This window comes from Streptomyces sp. NPDC058231 (assembly GCF_042882275.1).
In the GTDB taxonomy this organism is placed as follows: Bacteria; Actinomycetota; Actinomycetes; order Streptomycetales; family Streptomycetaceae; genus Streptomyces.
The window spans coordinates 2,753-24,493 of record NZ_JBHVWN010000062.1; the positions used below are offsets into that span (position 1 = coordinate 2,753).

A 21,741-nucleotide genomic window follows, 5' to 3' on the forward strand; every position below is an offset into this window, starting at 1 on the left:
GTCGGCTGCGTAAGATTTTTATACTAGACACACATCCCCCGCGTCGCCCTTCCCCACACCCCCCACTGTAAGTTATCTACACTTACAAAACCACACTGAGGTTTTCGGTTGCCCGCAAAGCCAAACCGAAACGCTTACACACTCCTGCCCAGGGTGCTTGCTGCCTTGTTCAGCGATGCTCGGGCTCCACCGAGAGCCACAGTTCGGCGTCGGCCTCAGTATTGTCCGGCGACAGGCGAATGCGCAGGATCTCAGGACCGGTGCGGCTGCGGTACGGGTTCGACGGGAACCACTCGGTGAAGACGTCCCGCCACAGCTCCTGGATGGCCCGCGGCGCCGGCCCGGAGGTGGTGAAGACCGCCCAGGTGCCGGCCGGGACGACCAACGTGGTCATGCCCTCGGGCGCGGCCGCGAAGGTGATCACGCCGTGGTGGTAGTCGAGTTCGGTGCCCTCGGCGCGGCTGGGGTCCAGGTCGTCGCAGACCGCGACGATGCCGTTCGGCTCCTGGTCCGACAGCTTCTCCAGGCGCTCCAGGGTCTCCCGGTCGATCCCGCGGACAAAGTCCATGATCGCCTGGTTCGGCCCCGCATGCACCAGCGGTACCCGGGTCTTGAGCCCGACGATGGTGAACTCCGCCTTGTCCACAACGCGGTATCGCATACTGCTGCTCCCTTCGATGGTGAGGCGGAAGGCCATCCGGGACTGGGAGCTGAGCTCGGCGCCGGTACGCCGGGCGTCCCTCGGTCCGATGCCGTGCATGGCACGGAACGCCCGCGCGAACGCCTCGCCGGAGCTGTATCCATAGCGCACCGCGATCTCCAGCAGCCTCTCACGCCCCGCGAGTACTTCGGCGCCTGCGAGGGTGAGCCGACGACGCCGGATGTACTCCGAGAGCGGTACGCCCGCGAGCGCGGAGAACATCCGGCGCAGGTGGTACTCCGAGGTGGCCGCGATACGTGCCAGCTCCTCCACCTCGATGTCCTGGTCGAGATGGCGCTCGATGTGCTCCATAGCCTGGTTCAGCCGCTCCAGCATGCCGGTCTCCTTCCTCTTGACGACCACCACGTTAGACAGCGTCCACCATGCCGGACCCGACATCTTGTGCCCGATCAAGTCGGGTGCACGAGGCAGCCCGGAAGGTCGAGGAGCAATGCTCATGACTTGTGGATCGGTTCCGGAAGGGCACGCGGAGGGCGTACCTTCCCGAATGATCCTTAAGGTCTCCGAGTAGGCCCGCGTTGCAGCGCGGGTCGGCTCCCTGATCGACGAGATCGTGCGGGAAGGCGCCCGCCGGATGCTGGCCGCCGCGCTGGAAGCCGAAGTCAACCAGTACATAGCCGAGTTGTCGGCCGAGACCGACGAGTACGGCCGACGTCTCGTTGTCCGCAACGGCCACCACAAGGCGAGGACCGTCGTCACTGCCGCCGGACCGGTCGAGGTCAAGGCCCCGCGGGTCAACGACCGCCCCATCGACAATGAGACCGGCGAGCGCAAGCGGTTCTCCTCGAAGATCCTCCCGCCGTGGTGCCGCAAATCCCCGAAGATCTCCGAAGTGCTGCCGCTGCTCTACCTGCACGGCCTGTCTTCCGGAGACTTCGTCCCGGCACTGGAGCAGTTCCTCGGCGGCACCGCCGGCCTGTCGGCCGCGACCGTGACACGGCTGACCAAGCAGTGGAGTGACGACCATGCCGCCTTCCAGGATCGCGACCTGTCGGATCGTGACTTCGTCTACGTGTGGGCTGACGGCGTCCACCCGAAGGTCCGGCTCGGCCAGGCCCACTCGTGCGTCCTGGTCCTGCTCGGGGTCCGGCTGGACGGCACGAAGGAGCTGATCGCCCTGGCCGAGGGCCTGCGCGAGTCCACCGAGTCGTGGGCCGACCTGCTGCGCGATTGCCGCCGCCGCGGCATGCGTGACCCCGAGTTGGTGGTCGGCTACGGTGCCATGGGCCTTTGGCGGGCGCTCGCCGAGGTGTTCCCGGCAGCCAGGCCGCAAAGGTGCTGGGTCCACAAAGCCCGCAACGTTGCGAACTGCCTGCCCAAGTCCGCGCAGCCCGGCGCGACGAAGGCGATGCAGGAGATCTACAACGCCGAGGACCGCACCCACGCCGAGAAGGCGATCGCGGAATTCGCGAAGGCCTACGGGGCAAAGTTCCCGAAGGCCGTCGCGAAGATCGCCGAGGACCGGGACGAACTGCTCGCCTTCTACGATTTCCCGGCCGAGCACTGGATTCATTTGCGGACCACCAACCCCATCGAGTCGACGTTCTCCACGGTCAAGCTCCGCACCGAGGTCACGCGAGGCGCGGGCAGCCCGGCGGCCGCGCTCGCGATGGTGTTCAAGCTGGTCGAGTCCGCTCAGGTGCGATGGCGCGCGATCACCGGAGCCCACCTGGTGCCCCTGGTCCGCGCCGGTGCACGATTCGAGAACGGCGTCCTGGTCGAGCGCGTGGAGCAGGCCGCATGAACGTCCAGGACATCCTGCAGAACCCGGACGAGCACGTCCGCTTCGCGGCCTACCTCGACAAGCTGGAGCACGTTGCCGATCCGGACGAGGTCGACCTGGTCAGCAGCGTGCTCACTGATCCGGACCAGACGATGGCCCAGTCCGCCGTTCTGCGGCACCTGGACCGTCGAGCCGCCGGCCTCTACCCCGGTCCCGCCTACGAGGAGTGGGCGCAGACCATGACCCAGGCCACGATCGACCACCCCTTCCCGGCTCAGCGCCTGCGGGAGTGGTCACTCTTCCGCGCCATCACGCTCAAGCTGCCCTGGCACCCGGACGACCTGCTCGCGTCATCCAACTGGCTCCAGCTCAAGACCGCCGACGGAACGAACACCGAGGCCATGGAGATCCTCGCCGAAGCCGGCCACACCAAGCGGATCCGCAACACCGCCAGGACCGGCCTCACCCACCGCAGCAAGGGCTAAAACCAGCTCATCCACAACTCTTGACTATTGCTCGACGACCCTCGCGGACGCCGTCGCCGGCCGTGGGCCGCGAGAGCGTACCGCACCGGGAGATGACGCTGGGGGCTGATGTGCCCTTCGGGCCGCGCCGGCGCGAGCGGCTGTTTGACATTGACAACCCGGCTGGCTGGGTTGGGTTCAATGACCCAAATGTGACAGCCTCGACTGATGACATGACGGATGATCAAGACCGCAGACTCCCGCCCGAGATCAGCATGAGTATCCCGAGCGAGCGCCACGCCAGAGCCTCCGACCTGCATGTTCGAAGATGGCGAAGACTCAATGTGTGATGTCGGTCAGCCATGTGTGATCAGGGAGCGTCCTGGTCCCAGCTGCGACTCGGTCCATGACTACACCGTCTACGTCGTGTCCAACGTCTGGGCCCCACTACCTCTGACGGGTCAGCATCCTCGGTCGTAGATCGCCCGCAACCACGGTTCCCTGACGGCGGGCATCCGCGCGAGCGTGTACCGGAACGCCTCCCTGGACGGCTGGAACGGGTACCACGGGTGCGGCGGCAGCGGGTCGTCCCGCTCCACGCCTGCCGGCAGCCCGCCGACCACCGGCAGCCGGGTCCGGTGTGGCGGAGAGGCGAGCTCGGCCCAGAGCGCGGCATCCATGGGTACCGGCACCGACCCGGCACGCGGCTGCCACATCTCTCCGGTCTGCGGATGGACCGGCACCAGCACCAGGTCAGTGGCCGGCTCGCCGAACCCCGGGCCCGCCAGGTCCAGCCGCTTCGCACCTTCCCCGGCAGGCAGCAGCGCGCCGAGTGCCCGGCCGAGGAGCTCCGCGACCGGCCCGGGAGCCACCTCGACCGCCGCGCCCCCGGCGGCCACCACCACCTGGGCGAGGGCCACGCCCGCCGGGATGTCCCGGTACTCGCTCAGCCGGTGCCGCAGGGCGCCGGTGGCGAGCAGCTCCGCCCAATCCATGATCGGCCGCTCCGGCGGGCCGGGCAGCCGCACTACCGCCTGCGGGACGAGCCGGACGACCTGCCAGCACCCGCAGTCGTCCATCCTCGTTCCAACCGGCAGATCGCAGCCCAGGCAGGCAAGGTTCGGCCCGTCCCTCCCGTCGATCCCCATGCAGTAGCCCCCGGCCCGCTCGAGGATCAGCCCGGTGCCACGCATGTCGCCGGGCGCGAGGAGGACGGTGTCCGACGGTCCGTCGGACAACGCGCCGAACGGCGCGAAGCGCCCCCGCTCCGCCGCCTCGCGCGCCCGACCTTGTCTCTGGGCCGCCGAGGGTGCGGGCGGTGGCGGACTGGGCGATCAACAGGCGGCCGACGACTCGGCGTGCACCCTCTACGTCAAGCGCCACAGGCCCACTCCTGAAGCTGGAGGAGCATCGCCCAGGTCAACCACTGTCGGACAGAGCCGGACGACCGTATTTCCGTGGTCCGCGGCACTGTTAGGGCTGTGCGGGGTGAAGGCGGATTGGTTTGGATGCGGTGCGGATCAGCGCACTGCTGCCGCCGCCGGATGTCCGGCGGCGGCAGCGGCGTTGCGCTCCGGGGAGCGTCCGGCCCGTTGTGGGCCGGGACATGCGTTGGGCGCGCGGGCGGTGTCCCGACGGGTGCGAGGCGACCGTCAGACGCGGACGAGTGCCTCGTACCGCATCCATCCCACGCCGTCGGCCGCCGCATCGGTGCTGACGCGCGCGTAAGTTATGTTGTTCCACGTGTCGATCCACCCGGCGTATTCGCAGCCGGGGCCGGGTGCGCCGACGATGTCACCGGCCTGCTTGGTCTTCACGATCACGCTGTCGGGGTTCGGATTCTCGTACACGCCGGCCGTCGGCCACACGACCTTGTAGTCGCAGCTGGACTGCGGCGCCGCGACGGCGCTCTGCGCAGTCACGAGCCCGCCGGCGGCGGAGAGTGCGGTGGCAAGAGCCGCGGCGGTGAGAAGTCTTGAGCGCATCGGTGTTTGTTCTCCCGAGTTGATGGTGAGTCAGGGTGCATAGAATGACAGGGCGCTCGGCAATCTCGCTCACCGGCCTCCCCTCCACCGGTTCGGCGAGGTGATCCCGCAGGAGCAGGAGAGGACCGCCCCTCACCCGAAGCACACCAACAGACCTGCAACCTGACGAAGCATTACCTGACCTGTGGCAGCGATGAGTTCGCGCACGCAAGCAGTGCGCGTATTTCCGGGCGGACGATGGGTGGACATTGCGGACGGCGCCCATCAAAGATCACCCGGGTGGTGAATGACCGTGCCGCGCGGAGTCGGTCCCGCGATACGCGAACCGTCAACGCATTCATGACTGTCCGTCAATTCCATACCATCACAAGGAATCCGCGGTGCGGAACGTCAACCCCTGTCTCGACGAGACCTGGTGAGAAGGTGCAGGCAACAGGTCGCGGCTCGGCCAGCGGGGTGAGGAGAGTGGTGCAGTCGGGGCCGGGCATCCCGGGCGACAGGTGGACCGTGGGACGTGCCGGATCGGCGGACCCGTTGGCCATCACGAGCCGGGAACCGCTGCTGGTCTCGGCCTACTGGGCAATGAGATGGGGTCCGCCGAGCACCAGCGGCCAGGCCGCCGAACCGCCCGCTATGTACCGCAGCACCGCGTGCAGGACTGCCTGGGCCTGGTCGCTGAGCGGCAGGGAACGCGGGTTCGCCGGCCGCGAGCAACGCCACGCTGCCGCCCAGGCCGTTACGGGCGAGGGTCAGTCCGTCTCCCCAGTGTTCCTGACGCGCACCCAGGATCCGGCTCCACACCCCCGTACCGGATGCGGCGGACAGTCGCGCGACACGGGGGCTGGTTGTTCACGGAGCCCAGAGTGCCCGGAAGCACACCGGCGGCCTCCGCCCCCGCTGTGGCCAACTGCTCAAACGCGTGCGGGGCCCCCTGTGATGGCCTCGTGCCAGGCATCTTCCTCGACGCGGCCCAGATGGCCGGAGAAGAACTCCTCGGCGACGAACAGCACGACCTCCTCGACGCCGCGCCGGCCACAGAAGCGCGCGAGCTCGGCTGATTCCTCCTGGACGTTCGGCCCGGGCAGAACCTGGAAACGCAGGGCGCAGCGAGGGCGGATGGTCACTGTGGCGTCCTCTCGTCGTGTGTGGCCAGGACGGCCCGCCCCACGCCTTGTCGACCGCGCTTCTCGCGGCGTGCTTCTCCACAACATCACGCCCCGGTCGCGAAAGACTCTCCATAGTGACACGGCGCTTGCATTCGCACGTTATATGCGTTCTTCCATCATCTTCAAGCAGAATCTTGCGGAAGTTTGATTGATTGGGCGCCCCTGCGCGCACTCCCCTCTCCCGCATGCCGGTGATGCCGTCCGAGGGGATCAGCACGCAAGTCCCGGTCACATGAAGGCGAGTTCGCCAGTCCCGGAAAATACCCGGAGGGATGCGCGGGCTGGAGCGGGTCGACCAGCACAGCCCGATGGAGGCCGAGGAAGCCGCGACGGCGACGGGCGTCTCAGGCGCGGCCATCCGCTGCGGCCTCGACGATCTCGCCAAGCAGCAGCCACCGCTCCCCCGGCCCCGTGGCGGCGCAGTCGCACACGAAGTCTTGCACAAATCGGCGCTGCGCCTCAGGACAGGACGTCGCACCCCTGGACAAGCGGGTCATCCGCCACGCCGTGTCCGAACTCGCTGCTGTGGGAAAGGCGGTGGGGCTGACTGGTGACACCACCCTCACCGAGCTCGTCCACTCGCCGGCCGCGCGTGCCGACCTTGCGGTAGACAGTGGATCCGGGTTCGGTAGCCGGCCCGCGTCGGCGGCGGCCAGTGCCCACCGGGCGCGATGGAGTGCCATGCGCCCCAACCGAGCGCACCGGCGGTGGGGTTGAGGTTCTGGCCGAGTTCTTGCGATACGCCTTTCATGCCCGTTTTCGGATCTTGCGAGGCGTTCGGTCAGCCGTCACCCGGTGTCCATAAATGCTCTTTAGATCAAAGAAACAAACAACTCTTGCCATCGAGGTGCACTCTCGTGAACTATGTGCCTGTCGCCGCCCGGAGCAGCGGCCGCACCCTGCACGTGCGGCCGCCTCCTGCATACGGGACGACCCGTCGCTCCATCAGCCCTGGAGGTGTCTGTGACGAAGGCAGATGCGCCGATCTCATCCGTGCGGTCGCCGATGCCACGGCCCGGTGACCCCGACGACGGAGACCCACCCGCCGGGCAACGTGGTCGTCCGCCGCTTCTTCCGGAGCGTTCCCGAGAAGCTGTACGAGGCGGCACGGATCGAGGGCGCGGGTGAGGTCACCATCCTCTTCCGGATCGTCCTCCCGCTCTCCAAGGCAGTACTCGCCGTGGCCGGACTCTCCCCCAAGTCGGCTGATGGAACAGCTTCTTCAACGCGGTGCTCCACCTCAACGACTCGGGCACGTTCCCCATCCAGGTGTTCCTGCGCTCGTACGTCCTCAAGGGTCGGAGCATCAACGCGCAGGCCATAGGGGTCCACGCGATCCCGCTCGCGACCTCGCTGCAGATGGCCGTACTGATCATCGCGATCGTGCCTGTCACCGACGTCCACACCGGGGCGGTCCAGGACTGTTCCGTCCTCGCGAACATCCCCCCGCACTTCAAGGAGCACCATGTCCACCAACTTGTCCAGGCGCGGTTTCATGGGCGCGGCGGGGATAGCCGGCCTCACTGTGGCAGGCCTGTCGTCCCTGACCGCGTGCGGCAGTGGCGCGACCGTCAGCAAGGGCGGCGCCAAGGCGTCCGCCAAGCTGAGGCTCCCGACGTATGTCGCCGCGCAGACCGCCCCCGCGGACCTGGCCGGCAACGCCTCGGGGCTGGACGCCACCTACCTGCGCTATCCGAAGGAACTCACCAAGTCGGTGGCGAAGGCGCCCGGTGACGGCAGCCGCATCACGGCGCTGACCGAGACCTTCACGACGCCCGCCCCGGCGCAGGGCAGGAACGCCTACTGGCAGGAGCTGAACAAGCGCCTCGGTTCGCAGCTCGACATGACGATCGTGGTCGACCAGGGCGTCGACGCCTACCTCACCAAGTTCAACGCCATGATCGCCAGTGGTGACATCCCCGACCTGGTCTGGTTCCCACCGAACCAGGGCCTCCAGCACGTTCCCGAGCTGCTGGACGCCAAGTTCCACGACCTCACCCCGCAGCTGTCCGGTGACGCGGTCAAGAAGTACCCGAACCTGGCGAACCTGCCCACGACCGCGTGGAAGACCGCCGTTGTCAACGGCAAGATCCGTGGTGTGGCCGTCGCGTACGGTTCCATGGGCCAGGTCTACGTCGTCAACCAGGACGTCTGGAAGCCGGTCGGCGGCGCCGAGTTCACCAGCGCCGAGGACTTCCTCGCCAAGGGCAAGGAACTGCTCGACGCCAAGCGCAACAAGTACGTCCTGGAACCGGCGTACGTCAACCACGTCGGCCAGTTCGCCCAGTGGTTCGGTGCGCCCAACGGCTGGCGGCTGGAGGGCGGCAAGCTCACCCACCTCTACGAGACCGACGAGTACCTGGAGGCCGTCGCCTTCGCGGTCAAGGTCCGCAAGGCCGGCCTGTTCTGGCCCGACCCGAACCTCAGCACCACCATGGAGAAGATGGCGCAGGGATCGCTCGGCGCCTACGTACAGTCCTTCCAGGGACTCCTCAGCGACAGCAAGGCATACGACTTCCCGTTCGGCGTCATCGTGCCGTTCGCCGGCAAGGCCGGTGCCACCCCCTCGTACTCGCTCGGCTACGGCTCGGTCGGCTACACCGCCATCTCCAAGAAGGCGGACAGCAAGCGCGCCGAGATGCTGCTGCGCGTCCTCGACTACCTCGCCGCCCCGTTCGGCACCGAGGAACGGCTCTTCCTCGACAACGGCATCGAGGGCACCCACTACACCCGTACCTCCAGCGGCGACATCAAACTCACCGCCAAGGGCAACGCCGAGGCCCTCACCACCGCACAGCCGTTGAGCCTGCTCGCCAACACACCCGAGTGCATCTACCTCCCCGGCAAGTCCGTTGCCTCCCGGCGCATCCACGGCTGGCAGGAAGAGCTGCTGAAGCTCGGCAAGGCCAACCCCACGACCGGCCACTTCTCGGACGCTTCCACCAACAAGGGGGCTTCGCTCACCACTGCGATGAACGACACCGTTCTGGACATCGTTGCGGGCCGCAAGCCGGTCTCCGCCTTCCAGGTCCAGCTGAAGAAGTGGCGCTCGGGTGGCGGCGACGAGATCCGCGCCGAGTTCGAGGCCTCGGTCGCCGGTAAGTAGTCTCCGCCCGCACAGACAGGTATCCGCCGTCGGCGATCGCGATCGCATGGGCCGACGGCGGCTTCGGCCACGGGCCGGCCGGCACCTGTGCCGTGACGCGGACAGCGGGTGGGAACCTTCGCGCTGACCTCAGCCCGTCTTCGGTTTGGTCGAAGGCGCGTGACCACAATCCGAACAGCCTCGCCGACCTGTAGGGGTGGGGGCCCGTGACTCCTGCCGGGCGGTTCCGCTCGGGCGCCGACTACGCTTCCGGCCATGTGGAGAGAGGCAGCCAGCCAGGTCTTCGGTGAGACCAAGTTTCAAGATCCAGTTCAAGAGGCTGAGCTGGCTGCAGCAGAAGAGCTGTTGGGGGGACGGCTACCCACGGAGCTGAGGAAGTTGCTCTTGGAGACCAACGGCGTGATCGGCCACAGCGGCGTAGACACCGTGTGGTCCATTGGCCAGATCATCGAGCAGAACCTCTTCTTCCGGACCGACGCGTCCTTCGCCGGGTTGTACATGCCCTTTGACCCCCTGCTGTTCTTCGGGGACAACGGCGGCGGCGACCACTTCAGTGGCAAACAGTCAGGGTTCAGTGGCACCAGCGTCGGCCACGCGAGCGGTGCATGACAGCTGGGTTGCCTGGAGGCCTCTTCGTCGGCCAGGGTCCAAGAAGGCGTCACGCTCCAGCACTCGAACAAACCCGGCAGACTTCGTGAAGCCCCGCCGGAGCCGCTACCAAGGAATTAGGGCCTCCTGACGCTCGGATGGGTTCGACACCCACGAGCTACTCAGGAGGCCCTACCGCTATGCCCTCACTACCGGAAGATCACCCAACCGGGAACCCCCGTTCGGCCCACAGGCCAACTTCCCGTACGTCATAACGGTTTCTGACAACCACACGGTCCTTTCTGACTCGTGACGGCGGTCTCAAGCGCAACCGTCTGCCGCCCGGCGGGTCCTCGGTCAGCGGACAGCTACGTTGAGGGTCACGGATGGGTAAGGAATGCGTCCACGATCATGTAGCTGCCGCTGTTCATGGTGCCGGTGATGGTGTGCACGCCGGGCTGAAGACCGGAGATGGAGACGACGGTCTTCTGATACACCCGCGACGGGCTGGCGAAACTAACCGTCTTGTAGGCCGCGCCGTCGATCGCCAGACCGACATCTCCCTCGTCTGTGTTGACCTCGGAGATGATGTCGAGGCCGGTGCCGTTGAAGGTGAGGCTCCAGGAGTCGCCGATATTCTGCGTGGCCCAGATGTCGTTGAGGGAGGACTGGCTTCCACCGGCGGCGCTACCGCGCCAGATCCAGCCGCTGTTGGGGGCACCGGTGTTGGTGTAGACCACGCCGGAGGTGTCGTTCAGCTGCTCGGGCTGGTTTGTCTTGGTCAGTTCGACGGTGACGTTGCTCTGCCCGCGTCGCACTGTCAGGGTGATCGGATCGCCCGACGCCAGCTTGTTGTAGGGCTGCCAGAACGTGTTGCGGTCATCGGTGACGGCGGCGCCGTTTATGGCTGTGATGTCGTCGCCGGTCAGCAGGCCGCTTTGGGCGGCGTAGGAGCCGGCGGGAATGGTTGCCAGGTACAGCCCGAAGTCGTTCGTGAGCCCGAGTGAGGACTGCACGGCGAGTGAGGGGATGTTGGTGGCTGTGGCTCCCATCAACATCTCCGGCTGCGTGATCAAGCTGGCCGGGGACGTCCCGCCGCCGGAACCAGCTCCGTACGATATGACAGCTTTGGGCGGTAGCGGTGCACCCGATGCGCCGAAGCCAGTCATCGGGATGTTCGTGTAGCCGAGGCCGAGCGCGGGCGAGTCGTCGGCCACGGTGAAGTCGTAGGTGGCCGTCGGGTCGGCGGCCTTGAACTTCGGATCGGCCACCAGGGAATGCACGTCCATGCCAGCCTGCACCCAGGACGACTGGGCGTTGATGGTCGTGCCGTCCGACGACAGCTTCTGATTGCCGCGGCCGTCCGGGTTGACGTTGATCGGGCTCTTGCCGTTCCAGAACAAGTTGTCGTCGACCGTGTACTTGGCGGTCACGGGGTTGTTCTGAACGTTGTTGTAGGGCTGGCTGCCGAGCGTGATGTTGTGCTGAATGACATCACCGTCGTCGCTGTGACTGACCTGTTCGAAGATGCTCCCGTTGACGAGCAGGTTGTTCTGCACGGTTCGGTCGTAGCCGTCGCGGAGCTTGATTCCGCCCTTGAGGATCAGGTTGTCCTGCACCTTGAAGTTCGAGGAACCGTCGTCCAGGTCGATGGCCCAGTCGCCGTCGTGCCAGAACCGGTTGTGCTCGATCGTGATCGGCTCGACGACGTCGAGTTTCATCAGGTCCTTGGCCTGGCTGTCGGTCAGTTTGGTGCCGGTGGTGCCTTCGAACTCGGTTCCTGGTGCGAGGGCGCTGTTGCCAGAACTTGCCCAGAATCGAGAACGGCCCCAGACGTTGATCGATCCGTTGTCACCGGTGTTTTGGACGCAGTTGAAGAGGTCGTTGTTCTTGATGGCATGACCGCCCCAGGTGCCGTCCTCGATGTTGAGGCAGGCGCGTGGGCTCCCGTCGATGGTGTTTCCGTCGACGGTGACGTCCTTGCTCATGGAGATGTTCACTCCGGACGACTGTTGCTCGAAGCGACCCATGTTCTCCATGAGGTTGTTCTTCACGTCGATGTCACGCGGGTAGTTCTCGGTCTTCGGCCCGGTGCCGGTGTCATCGACGGGGACCGTGTCGTAGTAGTTGCTCGAGTAGTCCCGCACCGCGTCCGGAGAGCCGACGATCTGTACGTCCGTGGACCCGTCAGATTCGAACTTGTTGTTACTGATCAGATTGGCGTTGTTGTAACCGTCCATGAACACGCCGTTGCCGCCGAGCTGGTCGAAGAACGAGTTGGTCACCGTGATGTCGGCGGCGTTCTTCATGTACACGGCGCCCTTACGCACGATCCCCCAGTCACCCTTAGCGTCCTGCTGGTAGGTGCTGTCGAACAGCGTCCGGTGCGTGTCGGTGAAGTGGAGCCCGGCGAAGGTGACGTCGTGCACCGGTTTCCTGACGGATTCGCCGGTCAGCGTGATCAACTGATCCTGTTCCGCGGTCTCTACGGTCGCCGTGGGCAGGTCCGTGCCGGCTGGCGGGTAGTACAGCAGCCGGCCGCTCTTGCCGTCGTAGTACCACTCGCCGGGCGCGTCCAGTTCCTCTTTGACGTTCTCGGCCATGACCGGGCCCACTCTGCCCGGCCCGTTGCCGACGCTCAGCCCGCAGTCCTGGCCGCGGTTGCTGTCCCCGACGTAGTGGAGATCAAGGGCGTTGTCGGTGCGTCCGCTGGCGGTGAACGAGACGCCGCCCCAGTCGCCACAGTGCATGGCGCGCACCAGCGCGGTCGACGGGTCCGCCCACTTGGCCGACTCCTGGTTGAGCTCTGCGAGCGTCGTCGACCCTCCGAGGCGGGAAGCCTTGGGGTCATAGTTCGGATAGCGCGCCAGGACCTGGCGCTGCCCGTTTACGAAGAGGCCATCGAGGCTCAGGCCGGTCGGAACAGTCGCCTCCATGACCTTGCTCCCGGTGGCGACGGGCTGCCAGTCCGGATGCAGCAGGCGGCCTCCACTGATCGCCACCTCTGCCCCGGGGGCTGCGGTCCAGGTCACGGTGTGGCCGTGCTGGCCGGAATCCTGCGGGCCGAACTGCAGGGGCGCCGCGAGCCGGTAAGTGCCGCCGGAGAGTTTGACGACGAGGTTCCTGACCCTGCCCTCGCCGGTGGCGAGCACATGACGTTCGCGTTGCTGAGCGCGGATCAGAGAGCACGGCCGAGGCTGGCTGCAAGCCGGACCCGTTCCGTTCGGGGCCGCATAAAGGATCTTCGTCGGCGGGCTCGCAGACGCAACAGTCGGCACCACGATCCCGGTGGCGAGCAACGCGACCGTGAAGAAAGTTGTCGCCCACATGGGCCTGAACATCGGGTTCTCCCTAGCGCTTGAACGAGCACCGCGATCGCGATACATCCGATGTGTATAGCGCCTCTTAGCCCCTCCGTCCATGACTCGCCCAGAAATCGCTTGATTCATCAGATGGTTCGACATCTCGGGATGACCCGTCGTACGGGAACATCCGATGTGTGCTCCCCGGGGCATCGTGAGCCCTGGGGCTTGCCGCGCAGGGATCCTCAAGTGAGACGGAGCAACGTCTTTTGTGTGGGTGGCTGAGCCGGAACCGCCTCCAGCTTCTGCAGGCATCGATCGGTTGTGGGATGCCGGGGCAGGAGCCGACCGCGCGAGTGGTCGGCGTCCGTGATCTGAGGCGATCGCAGCGCCAGGCCAGGCGGGCTGCAGCGAAGCGCTGACCTACTGCGTACCGGTCGGCGGCGTATTCGCCCGCCCGGCCGGCGAAGGTGACCGGCGGCATGGTCGTGGTCGTACCGTCCGACAACGGCACGTACTTTCCCATCGTCGGCTGCGAATTCGAGGAGCACGCCGGTTTCGAGGAGGTTCTGGTCGGCGACACCCCCTGCCGCCTGATCCCGGTGCAGCCATTGGTCTCCTTCGCGGTCCGCCGCCTCACCGAACTACTCGACGCGGAGGAACGGAACCAATAGCCGGACTCATCCGATCCACAGGTCTTGACGATTACTCAAGGTCGAGCGGCAGGCGGTCTGCTGGACTCGATCTCCCTTCGGAGAGCAGCAGCCGGTCGCCACTTCCGCTCGGGCCACCCCATCGCGCAGACAGGCCGGCTCAAGTGCTCCGAGGCCCGCTGAAGGGCTCAGTCACAGCTGGGCGCGGGGCCGCGAGGGTGTCCAGCCTGCTACAGCTCGAGGTCGAGCCGTTCCACGTCGGTTAACTCCACTCCGAGGCCGTGCGCGCGGGAGTTGTTGGCGCGGAAGTACATCTGGGCGAGGCCTACGGCGGCTATCTGCTGGAGCTGCTGCTCGTCAGCGCCTGTTCGTGGGCGGTGAACAAGCGGTCGGCCCACTGGGGCGGCAGGGCCCGGGGATGTCGCGGATTCGGGCGTCGTCGGTCGTGACTGCCGACTTCAGGAATTTGGCGTGCTTCGGGCAGAACCACCGCAGTGCGGGTTGTGACGGACGCGGGCCGGACCAGGCAGAACGACGCGTCCGGACGGCCCGATGTGCGCCATGAACTGTTTCACTCACACCGTATGCGGCCGGGCGCCAGCGATCGCCTAGCCTCGGCTCGAACCGTGCTCCTAACGATCACCCCGGGTCAGGCCCGAGGCCAATTCCACCAAGCCTTCAGCCCGGCCAATGCACCTCAGGGCGGACCGCACGGGCGGGGTACTGGGGCCACTCGGCCCTGCCGCTTACCCGCTCAGCCCCTGTGGCCCATGGAGCGCGCACCGGACACTGAAGAGGAAGCGTCCGGAAGGAGATCTTGCAATGTCCGGCATCCAGGAAGCCCCGGTGCAGGCACTGCTGGGCGACGGCACCACCGTGCGGATCCGCCAGGCGGGGTCGGCGGACCGCGAAGAAGTGCTACGGCTGTACCAGGAGATGTCGCCGGAGAATCTGCGGCTGCGGTTCTTCTCCGCCAACCCCGCCTCCGCAGGGGAGGCCGCCGACCGCGTGGCAGCGGGCGAGCGGCTTGGCTACCGGGTGCCAGCAGCTGAATACGCGGGACATGGTGGGCCTGGCGGAATACGAGGTCCTGCCACCAGCAAGCGTCGCCGAGATCTCGGTGGCCGTCGCCGATGGGTGGCACCGCCGGGGTGTGGCGACGCTGTTGCTGGAACACCTGGCGGACGCGACCCGTACTGCAGGGGTGACGGCGTTCAGCGCGGACGCCCTGGCCGAGAATCACGACGCGCTGAAGGTCTTCCACGACCTGGGGCTGCGCGTCACCAGTCACTTCGACGGTCCTGAGGTGAGCTGCACGGTGGAACTCACCGAGGACAACACCTACTTGAATGCCGTCGAGATCCGGGGCCGGGTCGCCGACGTCGTCAGCCTGCAGCCGCTGCTGCGGCCGAGGGCCGTTGTGGTGATCGATGCCGGACGCAAGCCAGGCTCCGTAGGGCGGGCGATCCTGCGGAACATCCGCACCAGCTCCTACACCGGGCTGGTCTACGCCGTGCACCCCGAAGCGGTCGCCGGAGTACACGCCTACAGTTCCGTCGCCGATCTGCCGCAGGCACCTGCCCTGGCCGTGATCGCCATACCGGCTGCGTCCGTGCCGTGGACGCCGTGCTCGTGGCACTGGTCCCCACTGCTGTCGCCGCGGCCACCGGCGAGGACCTGGTACGCGCCCTGGCATCGGCCCCAGAGCCGCTCCCCCGTCCGGTCGTCGCGGTCCTGCCCGCCCAACGGCCCGTGTCGAACTTCTACCGGCCGCCGACGAGACCACCGTCCCCGCGTACTCGGACGCCGAGGACGCCGCCCGTGCCCTCGCCCACACCGCCGCCCGTGCCGACTGGCTCTCCCGGCTACCGAGTTCAGTACCGGATCTTCCGAGCGTGGAGACCGGCCGCGCACGGGATCTCGCCGCCGCATATCTGGACGGCAACCCGAAAGGTGGCTGGCTGGATCCGCGGGCGACCGCGGCGCTCCTCGCCTGCTGCGACATCTCAGATCCTCTGGGCGTGGGCCCGGGGCGAGGCCGTCGCCGCGGCCGAGCGGCTCGCAGGGCCTGACGGGCGCGTCGTGATGAAGGCCTACTGGCCAGGGTTGCTGCACAAGAACGAGCAGCACGCCCTCCACCTGGACCTGCACAACGCCTCCCAGATCAGAGCCGCTCACCGTGATCTGGTCACCCGGTTCGGTGACCGGATGACTGGGGTGGTCATCCAGCCACTCGCCGAACGCGGCACCGAACTGTTCGCCGGGGTCGTCCAGGACGAGGTCTTCGGACCCCTCGTGGTGTTCGGGCTGGGCGGTACGGCGACCGAACTGCTCGCCGACCTTGCGGCCCGGCTGGCCTCGCTGACGGAGCTCGACGCGCACGATCTGCTGACCTCGCCACGCTGCTCCCCGCTGCTGTTCGGCCACGCCGGCCGTCCCACGGCCGACCTCGGTGCTCTGGAGCAGCTGCTGCATCGGCTGTCGCGAATGGCCTCGGACCTGCCCCAGCTGGCCGACGTCGACCTCAACCCAGTCCTCGCCGGGGCGCACGTGATCACGACGCTCGACGCCCGCATCCGGCTCGTCCCGCGCCATGCCCACGTCACCCGTATCTGCGTCGGCTGCGCTGACACGGTCCCCACAGATTGAAGGAGACCGGCCACGGACCCACGAAGATCGGCGCCGTCAAGCGCACCGTAGCGAGCGAACGGGCCTGCTCTATCGGGGTTCGGGCCAGGCGAGCGGTGTCAGTTGGGGAGTGTGAGGCGGAAGGTGGTGTGTCCGGGGCTGCTGGTGACGGTGGCGGTTCCGCCGTGGGCGGTGATGACGGCGTGGACGATGGCGAGGCCCAGACCGGTGCTTCCCGTACTGCGGGAGCGGGCGTGGTCGGCGCGTACGAAACGTCTGAAGACCTCGGGCTGGAGCTCTTCGGGGATGCCTGGCCCGTTGTCGCTCACGCTGACGGAGACGCTGGCCCGATCGGTGGTGAGGGTGATGGTCACGTCGGTGCCCGGCGGGGTGTGGGTACGGGCATTGGCGAGGAGATTACCGATGGCCTGCTGGAGCCGGTGGGCGTCTCCGGTGACGGTGACAGGTTCTTCGGGGAGGTCGAGGAGCCAGCGGTGGCCGGGGCCAGCGGCGCGTGCGTCCTCCGTCGCGTTCAGGATCAGCAGGGTCAGATCGACCGGTTCGTGTTCGAGAGGGCGTCCGGCGTCCAGGCGGGCGAGGAGCAGCAGGTCGTCGACAAGGCGGGTCATGCGCCGGGCCTCGGCATCGATGCGTTCCAGGGCGTGGCGGACTTCGGCGGGGACGGGGCCGTGGCGGCGCAGGGCGAGTTCGGCGTGGCCGCGGATGTTGGCGACGGGAGTGCGCAGCTCGTGGCTGGCGTCGGCGGCGAAGTGCCGGAGCCTCTCCTCGCTGGCCTGACGGCGGATGAGGGCGTCTTCGACGTGGCCGAGCATGTGGTTGAGGGCGGTGCCGACCTGGCCGACTTCGGTGCGCGGGTCGGTGTCGGGAAGCGGCCCGGGCATGGCGACCTCGCCGCTGGCGAGCGGCAGCCCGGCGACCTCCGCTGCCCGGGCGGTGACCCGCTGGAGGGGGTGCAGGGAGATCCGCACCCACAGGGCACCGGCGATGCCGGTGACTACAAGGGCGGCACCGAACAGTACGGCTTCGACCGCTTCGAGGCGGTGGAGGGTCTCCTCCACCGGGTGCAGGGGCAGGCCGGTGATCAGAATGTCCTGGTCGTCGCCCTGGACGGCCGTGACGCGATAGCCCCCCAGTGTGGAGAGGCGGATGCTGTGCCCGCTTCCGTCGACGGGAATTCCCGCCAGGGCGCGGCGATCACTGGGGGTGAGGTGAAGGGGTTGGTCGGTGGCTTCATCGACGACGGCCGCCTGGGTGACGGTGCCGTTCAGGAGGCGGGCGCCGAAGGTCGCCTCGGCCTGACCGCGCGTGTCGGGACGGTTGTCCGCGTCGGGTTCGGCCTCATGTTCCAAGCTGGCGGCGAACCGGCCGCCGGAGGCGGAGAGCTGTTCGTCCAGCCGCCCCATCAGGAAGCCTCTCAAAGCGAGGGCGGTGGTGAGACCGACGGCGAGGCAGGCGAGACCGAGCAGAGTGACGAGTCCGGCGGTGAGCTGACCGCGCAGGGTGCGGGGCGGCAGGCGCCTCATGGGGAGTCCGCCGGCTTGAGGACGTAGCCGACGCCGCGCACGGTGTGGATCATCGGGGTGCGTCCGGCATCGATCTTCTTGCGCAGGTAGCTGATGTAGAGCTCGACGACATGAGCGCGTCCGCCGAAGTCGTAGGCCCAGACGCGGTCGAGGATCTGGTCCTTGGACAGCACTCGGCGCGGGTTGCGCATGAGGAAGCGTAGGAGTTCGAACTCGGTGCGGGACAGGTCGACGTTGGTCCCGCCGCGTCTGACCTCCCTGGCTTCCTCGTCCATGATGAGGTCCCCGACGGTGAGCCGGTTCGTGCCCGGCTCGGCAGTCATCCCGGCCCGCCGGAGCAGCCCGCGCAGCCGGGCCAGGACTTCTTCCAGGCTGTAGGGCTTGGTGACGTAGTCGTCGCCGCCAGCGGTGATGCCGGCGATACGGTCCTCGACGGCGTCACGGGCGGTCAGAAACAGCACGCACACGCTGGGTGCCTCGCGCCGAAGGGCCCGCAGGATGTGCAGGCCGTCAAGGTCGGGCAGCATCCAGTCCAGGACCACCGCATCGGGCCGGAAATCACGGGCCGTGGTGAGCGCGGTCGCGCCGTCTGCGGCGGTGCGGACCTGCCAGCCCTCCCCGGTCATGACCCCGGCCAGCACGTCCGTGACGTCGGGCTCGTCGTCGACGACGAGGATCCGTACGGGCTCTCCGTCGGGGCGGTGCAGAAGCGAGGTCTTACGTGGCTCGTCCATGGTTCCTTCAGCATCCCCCGGCACAGGCCACAGCAGGGCGCGCCGTGTCTCTGAGTTTCCTCTGAATCGGCGCTGAGGGCGGCCGACAGGGCCGTTTCAGAAGGTACACAGAAGTTGGACTGTGAGGCTGGCCGCCCATCACCGGAGCGTGTCACTTCCGGAGGAGCGCCATGACTGCCACATCCGCCACCACGTACGCGAGCCGCGGGATGCGCCACCGGCGCCCGCGCCGCAGCGTCGTGCCGATTCTGGCGCTGCTCGTGATCTGGGCCGGCGCTGCCGGGGTGCTGGCCCTGTGGTGGAGCGACACGACCTCGGTCGTCGGTCCGGCGGGCTGGCTCACCGGTGCGGGACGCATCACCGGGCTCCTGGCCGGCTACGGCTGCGCGGTCCTCCTCGCGCTGATGGCCCGCATGCCGCTTCTGGACCACACCATCGGCACGGACCGGCTCGCCCGCTGGCACGCGTTCGGCGGCCGCTGCACCATCTCCCTGGCTCTCACCCACACCCTGCTGATCATCTGGGGCTACTCACTGACCTCGCACACGAACGTGATCAGCCAGACCTCCACGCTCGTCCTGCATTACCCCGACCTCCTCAAGGGCACCGCCGGCTTCCTGCTGTTCCTGACCACCGGAATCCTCTCAGCCCGCGCGGCCCGCCGCCGAATGAGTTACGAGACCTGGCATTACCTGCATTTCGCCACCTACCTGGCCGTCTTCCTCACCTTCGGGCACCAGCTCTCCAACGGTGCCGACTTCGTCGGCAACCGCCCCGCCCAGGCGGCCTGGTACACGCTGTTCCTCGGCGTCGCGGCGCTGGTCGCCTGGTACCGGTTCGCCGTACCCGTCCGGCGCGGACTGCGCCACCGACTGCGCGTGGCCGCGGTCCATCCCGAGGCACCGGGTGTGGTCTCCGTCCACCTCACCGGCGACCACCTTGACGAGCTGGGGGGTGAGCCGGGGCAGTTCCTGCGCTGGCGCTTCCTGACCCGCGGGCTGTGGTGGACTGCCAACCCCTACTCCCTCTCCGCCCTCGCGCAACCCGGCCACCTGCGTATCACCGTGAAGACGGCAGGCGGGCACAGCGCCGCGCTGGCCCGCCTGGCACCCGGCACCCGGGTCTGGGCCGAGGGACCTTACGGCGCCTTCACCGCGGGGCGCCGCACCGCCCCCAAGGTCCTCCTTCTGGCCGGCGGTGTCGGCATCACCCCCTTGCGCGCGCTCTTCGAGACACTGCCGGGCCAGGTCACCCTCGTCTACCGGGCCCGCCGCCCGGCCGACCTCGCCCTGCGCCGTGAACTCGACGCGATAGCCGCCCGCCGGCGCGCCGGCGTGCACTACGTCGTCGACGAACCGGCTGTCTACTCCTCACCCCTCACTGCCCGGGGCCTGACCGATCTGGTGCCGGACCTGGCCGCACACGACGTCTACCTCTGCGGCCCTCCCGGCATGACCCAGGCCGCGATCACAGCCCTGCGCGACGCCGGTGTGCCGGCACGGCGCATCCACCACGAGTCCTTCGCGTTCTGAGGAGAACCGCCATGCGCCCAGCCGTCCTCGCCACCACCGGGATCAGCGCCCTCGTCGTAACCCTGCTCGCCCTCAAACCTCACCAGCTCCCCGCCCTCGCAGGAGTGGCCCCCAGGTCCCCATCAGCCTCCGCATCGCCACACACCCCCGCCGGTGCGTCCACGGGGACCGGCACATTCACCGGAGATCCCATCGATACCCAGTACGGAGCCGTGCAGGTCGCCGCCGTCCTCTCCAGGGGAAAGATCACCTCCGTCAAGGTTCTTCAGGCACCGGACCAGAACGGCCGCGACCAGCAGATCGCCGCCTACGCCCTGCCCCGCCTCACCCAGGAGGCCATCGGGGCTCAGAGCGCGCACATCGATGCCGTCTCCGGTGCGAGCTACACCAGCCAGGGCTACATCCAGTCCCTCCAAAGCGCCCTGGACCGGGCCCATGCCTGACCCCGCGCGCGGGCTGCGCCACGTCGAGCACGTCATGGGCACCGTCTTCTCCTTCGACATCCGTGACAAGCCCACCACCGCCATCCACCGCGCCCTCGCCGAGGCTGTGCACCAACTCCGCCGGGTCGACGCCGTGTTCTCCACCTACCGGCCCGACAGCTACATCAGCCGCCTCGACCGCGGCGAAATCCGCCTTCAGGACTGTCCGCCCGAAGTCCACGAAGTCCTGTCCCTGTGTGCACAGGCCAACCACGACAGCGACGGCTGGTTCAGCATCACCCCCTCCGGCACCCTCGACCCCTCAGGTCTCGTCAAAGGCTGGGCCACCGAAACCGCGTCCCAGCTTCTTTACGACGCGGGCGCGCACCACACGTGCGTCAACGGCGGCGGTGACCTGCAGCTCCGCGGTCAGGCGGCCCCCGGCACTCCGTGGCGCATCGGCATCGCCCACCCGCTGCGCCCCGGCGAACTGGCCACCGTCATCACCGCCGGCCACGACCTGGCCGTCGCCACCTCGGGCACTGCCGAACGCGGCGTTCACATCGTCGACCCGCACAGTGGTACACCCGCCGCCGCGTTCGCCTCCCTCACCCTCGTCGGGCCCCGCCTGACGCTCACCGACACCTACGCCACCGCCGCATTCGCCAGAGGCGACGGGGCACAGGGCTGGGTGGAAACACTGGACGGCTACGAAGCACTCGCGGTCCTGCCCGACGGCCAGGAATGGCGTACCCCAGGATTCCGGCGATATGGATCATGAGACAGGGCACGGACTCATTCCTGCTCGCAGGGAACAGGCACCTCCCGATCACGGCCGCGGCTCTGCCACCGAAGGCGCCGTAGGAGCTCAACTCATCCCCTGTCCAGCGCCGAACACCAACCCCGAAGGAGCCCCCCTGTGGGACTCGACCTGATCAACGGCGTCCCCGCACACGTCCTGTTTGCACACATCGTCGTGATCCTGATACCCCTCACCGCTCTCGCTCTGATCCTGAGGGTTTCAGGGACTTGACCCCACGCTGCGCCTGCGTCTGGGCACTGAGTTGGAGCGGATCGCCGAGCAGCTCAGATAGTTGGCCCGGGCCCAGGACCAGTTGCAGGACCTGTACGAAGCCGTCCTGAGCCGCGACGTAGAGCTGCCCGTCGTGCTGG

Annotated in this window: 16 protein-coding genes and 1 pseudogene; 10 read left to right on the plus strand and 7 right to left on the minus strand. The window is 67.7% G+C overall.

The features are described from left to right. Nucleotides 1-169: 169 nt before the first annotated feature. Nucleotides 170-1,036 carry a GyrI-like domain-containing protein gene (locus ACFVXE_RS30155; protein ID WP_389675971.1) on the minus strand — a complete coding sequence of 289 codons (867 nt, stop codon included), beginning with the start codon at nt 1,034-1,036 and terminating at the stop codon, nt 170-172. A 223-nt stretch (nt 1,037-1,259) separates the two neighbouring features. Here ACFVXE_RS30155 and ACFVXE_RS30160 point away from each other — a divergent pair, with 223 nt between their 5' ends. Further along, complete coding sequence (locus ACFVXE_RS30160; protein WP_389675972.1) at nt 1,260-2,465, plus strand: IS256 family transposase; 1,206 nt, start codon at nt 1,260-1,262, stop codon at nt 2,463-2,465. Then, complete coding sequence (locus tag ACFVXE_RS30165; RefSeq protein WP_389675918.1) at nt 2,462-2,929, plus strand: hypothetical protein; 468 nt, start codon at nt 2,462-2,464, stop codon at nt 2,927-2,929. Before ACFVXE_RS30160 ends, ACFVXE_RS30165 begins: the two co-directional genes overlap by 4 nt. A 440-nt stretch (nt 2,930-3,369) precedes the next feature. Here the strand turns inward: ACFVXE_RS30165 and ACFVXE_RS30170 are convergent, their stop codons facing one another. From ACFVXE_RS30170 to ACFVXE_RS30180, 3 genes are all read right to left on the minus strand, one after another. Beyond that, nucleotides 3,370-4,146: a hypothetical protein gene (locus ACFVXE_RS30170; RefSeq protein WP_389675920.1), complete on the minus strand. Its 777-nt coding sequence runs from the start codon at nt 4,144-4,146 to the stop codon at nt 3,370-3,372. A gap of 414 nt (nt 4,147-4,560) precedes the next feature. Continuing rightward, nucleotides 4,561-4,893, minus strand: a complete 333-nt coding sequence (locus tag ACFVXE_RS30175; protein ID WP_389675921.1) for a glycosyltransferase — start codon at nt 4,891-4,893, stop codon at nt 4,561-4,563. A 911-nt stretch (nt 4,894-5,804) separates the two neighbouring features. Further along, complete coding sequence (locus ACFVXE_RS30180; protein WP_389675923.1) at nt 5,805-6,017, minus strand: hypothetical protein; 213 nt, start codon at nt 6,015-6,017, stop codon at nt 5,805-5,807. Between the two features lie 1,018 nt (nt 6,018-7,035). Between ACFVXE_RS30180 and ACFVXE_RS30185 the strand changes: the two genes are divergently transcribed. From ACFVXE_RS30185 to ACFVXE_RS30195, 3 genes are all read left to right on the plus strand, one after another. Next, nucleotides 7,036-7,383, plus strand: coding sequence for an ABC transporter permease subunit (locus ACFVXE_RS30185; protein ID WP_389675925.1), 348 nt, complete (start codon nt 7,036-7,038; stop codon nt 7,381-7,383). 141 nt (nt 7,384-7,524) lie between these two features. Then, a complete protein-coding gene (locus ACFVXE_RS30190; protein ID WP_389675926.1) occupies nt 7,525-9,165 on the plus strand; it encodes a hypothetical protein in 1,641 nt (546 codons plus the stop codon). A gap of 255 nt (nt 9,166-9,420) precedes the next feature. Further along, nucleotides 9,421-9,774, plus strand: a complete 354-nt coding sequence (locus ACFVXE_RS30195; protein ID WP_389675928.1) for an SMI1/KNR4 family protein — start codon at nt 9,421-9,423, stop codon at nt 9,772-9,774. A gap of 359 nt (nt 9,775-10,133) precedes the next feature. Here the strand turns inward: ACFVXE_RS30195 and ACFVXE_RS30200 are convergent, their stop codons facing one another. Next, a complete protein-coding gene (locus ACFVXE_RS30200; protein WP_389675930.1) occupies nt 10,134-13,217 on the minus strand; it encodes a right-handed parallel beta-helix repeat-containing protein in 3,084 nt (1,027 codons plus the stop codon). 320 nt (nt 13,218-13,537) lie between these two features. On the opposite strand from ACFVXE_RS30200, the gene ACFVXE_RS30205 reads away from it, so the two are divergent. Together ACFVXE_RS30205 and ACFVXE_RS30210 are read left to right on the plus strand one after the other, a co-directional pair. Next, nucleotides 13,538-13,729, plus strand: coding sequence for a hypothetical protein (locus ACFVXE_RS30205; RefSeq protein WP_389675932.1), 192 nt, complete (start codon nt 13,538-13,540; stop codon nt 13,727-13,729). Between the two features lie 1,096 nt (nt 13,730-14,825). Beyond that, nucleotides 14,826-16,338: pseudogene (locus ACFVXE_RS30210) on the plus strand (GNAT family N-acetyltransferase); the annotation flags it as partial. A gap of 117 nt (nt 16,339-16,455) precedes the next feature. On the opposite strand, the gene ACFVXE_RS30215 reads toward ACFVXE_RS30210, so the two are convergent. Together ACFVXE_RS30215 and ACFVXE_RS30220 are read right to left on the minus strand one after the other, a co-directional pair. Then, complete coding sequence (locus ACFVXE_RS30215; RefSeq protein ID WP_389675934.1) at nt 16,456-17,880, minus strand: sensor histidine kinase; 1,425 nt, start codon at nt 17,878-17,880, stop codon at nt 16,456-16,458. Further along, nucleotides 17,877-18,614 (minus strand): response regulator transcription factor, encoded by a 738-nt coding sequence (locus tag ACFVXE_RS30220; protein WP_389675935.1) that lies wholly within the window; start codon nt 18,612-18,614, stop codon nt 17,877-17,879. Before ACFVXE_RS30220 ends, ACFVXE_RS30215 begins: the two co-directional genes overlap by 4 nt. A 170-nt stretch (nt 18,615-18,784) precedes the next feature. Here ACFVXE_RS30220 and ACFVXE_RS30225 point away from each other — a divergent pair, with 170 nt between their 5' ends. The 3 genes from ACFVXE_RS30225 to ACFVXE_RS30235 are packed head-to-tail and all read left to right on the plus strand — an operon-like array spanning nt 18,785 to nt 21,349. Beyond that, complete coding sequence (locus tag ACFVXE_RS30225; RefSeq protein ID WP_389675937.1) at nt 18,785-20,146, plus strand: ferric reductase-like transmembrane domain-containing protein; 1,362 nt, start codon at nt 18,785-18,787, stop codon at nt 20,144-20,146. 11 nt (nt 20,147-20,157) lie between these two features. After that, nucleotides 20,158-20,589: an FMN-binding protein gene (locus ACFVXE_RS30230; protein WP_389675938.1), complete on the plus strand. Its 432-nt coding sequence runs from the start codon at nt 20,158-20,160 to the stop codon at nt 20,587-20,589. Then, nucleotides 20,582-21,349 (plus strand): FAD:protein FMN transferase, encoded by a 768-nt coding sequence (locus ACFVXE_RS30235; RefSeq protein WP_389675940.1) that lies wholly within the window; start codon nt 20,582-20,584, stop codon nt 21,347-21,349. The genes ACFVXE_RS30230 and ACFVXE_RS30235 overlap by 8 nt, the downstream gene beginning before the upstream one ends. Nucleotides 21,350-21,741 lie beyond the last annotated feature (392 nt).